This window comes from Aeromicrobium sp. (genome assembly GCF_014378035.1).
Taxonomy (GTDB): Bacteria; Actinomycetota; Actinomycetes; order Propionibacteriales; family Nocardioidaceae; genus Aeromicrobium.
In genome coordinates this window covers 1-4246 of sequence record NZ_JACMOM010000216.1, presented here as the reverse complement: position 1 = coordinate 4246, position 4246 = coordinate 1, and the positions used below count along the sequence as shown (strand labels likewise).

Here is a 4246-nt window from a genome sequence, read left to right as displayed (position 1 = left end):
CCACCGAACCGGTGACGTTGATGACGGTGGCACCCTGTGCCGCAGGCTGAAATCCGTGACCGGTTCCGTAGCTCAGCACGATCACCGAAACAAGCGCGATGAGCGGCAGCCACAGCGCAGCCGGCCTCGCAAGGCGCGGTGAGCATCGGGGGGTGAGGGCTGACGGAGGCACGTACATGGGTATCGGCTTGAACGCGCATCGGCTTGAGGTCAGCGCGCGAGGGTCGGATCATCCTCCGCGTCCCACGCATCCTCCGCGAGGTACTGCCGCCAATCCTGTCGGCGTCGCCACCAGAGGTAGAGGAACGGCGCGAGTACTGCCACCAGCAGGATCACGATGAGCCACCACGGGAAGATCACCAGGCGCTCGCTCGAGGCCTCGATACGATCGGCGTTGTCGCCGTGTACCTTGGCTGTCGCGGTGAACGCTCCGATCGCCGGGATGTCGCTCCATACGACGCGAACCGTGCGTCGCGCACCGCGAAGTACGACATAGTCGTCGATCTTCTCGCTGTGCGCCGCGTTGCCGAAGACGCTCGTGATGTCGACACGGCCTGCGACATGCTCGTTGACCGTTCCGGCGTTGGCGAACGTCACGTTCCAGATCGCGAAGCGCTGCGACCCGAAGACGTATTTGTCGCGGAGATCGACATCGACGATACGGAGCTTGTGGTCGACGTCGCCCGGCACGGTGAGGAAGATCTGGAGGAGGCCCTCGGCGAGCAGAATCGGCGCCGTTGCGCCTTCGGGTTCGTTCGCGGTGCCGATTGCTCCCGATGCGATGGAGGAGTCGATCGCAAGGCCGCCGAGGCTCGTGCCCACCGTAGCATCGGTGGGTGGGTCGATCACGACCAGGAACGCCACGAGCTCGAACGGCTTCATCCGGAAGTCGGTGATCTCAGGGGTCAGCCAGGATCCGGCCCCGAATTCGCCCTTCTCGACACGCTGCGCGACGTTGCGCGGATCACTCGACTGCCCGAGGTCGGTCGCGATGACGGAGACGTCGATCTCTTGGTCAGAGTCGTTGACGAGCGTGATCTTCTGCGTGGTCCGAACGCCGGGTTGGACATCGGTCTCGATGCGCCCGGGTGAAATTGACAGTTGGCCGGTCGGGTCGGTGTTCGGGGGGTTCTGGGTGCGTACGACGTTGGCGCTGGCAGGTGCCGGCGCGCCGCACGCGGCTACGAGGCACAGAACGAGCCACGACCCCAAGGTGCATCGAACTCGTGTCGGATCAAGGAGGAACGGCATGGCGGTTGCCTACCCACAGGAGTCGAGGGCGGCACCTAAGTGCCGCCCTCGCTGGAATGCGTTGCTCCATGTCGGATCAGTTCGTCGAGGTCACCAGGCGCAGTGAGCCACCGTAGGAGCCAGCCGCCTGCACGGCACCCTTGCCGAGACCGCCGAACACGAAGTCGCAGTTCGAGCCCGTGGTGTTCGGCCCCGTGGTGGTGCAGAGAGTCGTGCCAGCACCGTTGGTGCCGATCTGATTCCATGCCGCTGACGCTGACGTCGGCGCGGCATTCACCGTCGGAGCGCCAGCGCCGGCAGCGACGCCACCATCACCGCCCACCGCAGTCAGCGCCAAGCCGAACTTGTCCGACGCGAGCGTCTGGCTGGTGCCGGTGACGTTTGCGACGCGGTTGGCCGTGGCACCGGCAGCGCCGCAATCACGCGGTGCAACACCGGCACCGTCAGGGTCGACGCAGAAGAACCCATTGGCGTCATTTGCCGCTGCGTTGTTGTTGTCGAAGGTGATCGTGACGCCATTCGCAGCGTTCGCCGTGAACGAGATTCGACAGCCGTTGGAGTAAGCTGCGGTCGACTGGAACGTCGCACCAAGCGATTCGTCGGCACAGCCCGTTGCGCCGGTACCACCGGTAGCGGTCGGGTCGACGGTGAACGTCGAAGAAACCGTGCCGGTCACGCCGATGGCAGTCACGGCGCTGGCGCCCGGAACGACCGAAGCCCCCGATGCCACGAATGCGATGACGCCGAGGATGAGAAGCGTCGGAGCGAACACAAGCAGTCGCGATGGCTTGGAGCGCGGCGCAAGGGTGTGGGTGCTCATCGTGGAGTGGCTCCTTGAGGAAGAACTGCGGGCGATGCGCGTCGCCGTGGGTCGGCGTCGCGAACGACATCGATGCAGATGTCGGCAAGCTGGGCCGTGCACTTGAGGGCTTCTGCAACGAAAGACCCTCCGATTGCAAGGTCTACAGTCGCCGATCAAGCTCCCGCGCGTGGGAAGCGCGCCGGGCTCAGCTCCAGACGTTGCAACGGATCGCGTGTGCTCAAGTTCGGCAGCGCCGATGCCGACACCTGTCCGGTAGCCCCCAGATGCGATCTCTCCGCATCCGCGTACCGCCACGTCGAAGGATTCCCACGATGACGACCGCCCCCACTGCAGCTCGCTCGCGCCACATCAACCGCTGGGCATTCCTGCCTGCGCTGGTGCTGCTTGTCTGGGGAGGCCTGGCTGCCTCCGGTGTGTCGTTCACGGGAGATTCGCAGGCGGCGAACTCGTCGACGATCGGCGTGACGGTCGACGGCGCGGTCACGCTCGGAGGCACGTGCACGACCAACGGCACGATGACCGGCGCCAACTTCCTTCCCAGCGCAGTCGGTGCCCAGCTGCTGGGCGCCTGCACGGTCACCCAGGGTACGACCAACGGTTCGCAGTCCCTCGTGCGCGTGGAAAGCACTCGGGCCACGGCCGGAACCGGCATCTTCTGTCAGACACCCATCACGGTGGGTGCCTCGTACACAGAGGTCTGCGCGGGTGCAGCCGCGCTCAACTTCACGCAAGCGACCGCCGGTTCGGCGGCACTGGCCGACGGTCAGTTCGGCATTCAAGCGACCCCCGGCGCCTGTTCAGCCGGCTGGGGCAACACGCTGTTCTATCCGCTGCGCGATGCCACGACGGCTCCGGGTGCGGGAGACATCATCTGCCAGACCCTCGGAAGCACTGCGACGACGACGAGCACGCTGAGCTTCCAAGCGGATCCGATTGCGACCCAAGGCGCGGGTGCATACACGACCCGAGCCGAGTTCACCGTCGCCGCGACCTGATTCAGGTTCGCTTGTGGTGGCCTGACTTCGGGTAGGTCGCCATCATGCTTCGCCTCCTTCGAACCTCCTTCGTGGTGCTCTGCCTGACGTGCGTCGCCGTTGCGCCCGCGCACGCCGCAAGCACCGTCGTGGGAGAGACGATCTCGGTCGACCGTTGCCTCGGGTACCCACTTCGTGATGGCGCGCATCGCCAGTCGGTGAACGCTGAAGTGAACCAGAGCATTTCGGGCATTCCGCCACGCGTGGCCGGCACCTTCGGCCCGGGTGAGAGCGGTCGCGTGTGCGTGGGATTCCAGAACACCACGGGCAAGCCCATCGACCTCGACCTCTCGACCGCCGATGTCGCAGCCGATGACGACGGGATTCCGCTCGTCGGAGTCGATGGTGCAACATACGGGGCGTCTTCATGGATCAAGTTGCCTGCGCGTCGCGTCAAGGACCTCGGTCAGGGGGAGATCGCGTGGCTCGTCATCGATGTGCGCGTACCGGACGATGCAGCTCCCGGTAGTTGGTACGCCAACGTCACAGCGTCGAGCCCCGTGAGCCAGTCCAGCATCGACGGCACATCGAAGGTGGTGTCCGCTCCCTCGGTGGCGATCCAGGTGTTCTTCGACATTCCGGGTGAGGGCACGCGTGGCGGGGTCGTCCAGAACGCGCGCGCTCCGCGCGTCATCTGGTGGGACGGGCTGCATTTCGGCCGGATCGGCTTCTTGGAGAAGCTGCGCGGGCTCAGCCTCGCGACCATTCGCTTCGAATGGCAGAATCGCGGATCGTATTCGGATGACATCAAGGCCAAGGTCGTCATTCGGAGTGTTCTGAGCGGACGCACGGTTGAAACGATCGACGTTCCGGAGGGCATCGTGTTGCGTGGCGTGACCAGGAAGTTCTCGGGCACGTGGGAGGACCACATCCCGTTGGTGGGACGCTTCACGCCGTCGCTGGAGGTGACGGGTTCAGACGGCAAGGTCGCGAAGCAGGAGCTCGATGCGATATGGGTCATTCCATCGTGGCTCTACCTCCTCGCCCTTGCAATCGCATTGGGAATTCCGATCTGGCTGCGCATCCGATCGCGCCGCCACTACGGCGAGTTGCTCGCGCGGCTCGATGCTGCTGAAGCGAGGTCGACCGACGATTCCGACGACTGGGGCGACGACCAGTACTGAATGACGGATTGTTG

The 4246-nt window shown here is 65.1% G+C and carries 4 protein-coding genes; 2 read left to right on the top strand and 2 right to left on the bottom strand.

Going from position 1 to position 4246, the window contains the following annotated elements:
* Positions 1–210: 210 nt before the first annotated feature.
* Together H7290_RS11240 and H7290_RS11235 are read right to left on the bottom strand one after the other, a co-directional pair.
* Complete coding sequence (locus H7290_RS11240; protein ID WP_290514106.1) at positions 211–1251, bottom strand: hypothetical protein; 1041 nt, start codon at positions 1249–1251, stop codon at positions 211–213.
* 76 nt (positions 1252–1327) lie between these two features.
* Positions 1328–2071, bottom strand: coding sequence for a hypothetical protein (locus H7290_RS11235; protein WP_290514105.1), 744 nt, complete (start codon positions 2069–2071; stop codon positions 1328–1330).
* 314 nt (positions 2072–2385) lie between these two features.
* Between H7290_RS11235 and H7290_RS11230 the strand changes: the two genes are divergently transcribed.
* Together H7290_RS11230 and H7290_RS11225 are read left to right on the top strand one after the other, a co-directional pair.
* On the top strand, positions 2386–3069 hold the full coding sequence (locus tag H7290_RS11230) for a hypothetical protein (protein ID WP_290514104.1): 684 nt from the start codon (positions 2386–2388) through the stop codon (positions 3067–3069).
* Positions 3070–3113: 44 nt separating this feature from the next.
* A complete protein-coding gene (locus tag H7290_RS11225; protein WP_290514103.1) occupies positions 3114–4232 on the top strand; it encodes a hypothetical protein in 1119 nt (372 codons plus the stop codon).
* Positions 4233–4246: the final 14 nt, after the last annotated feature.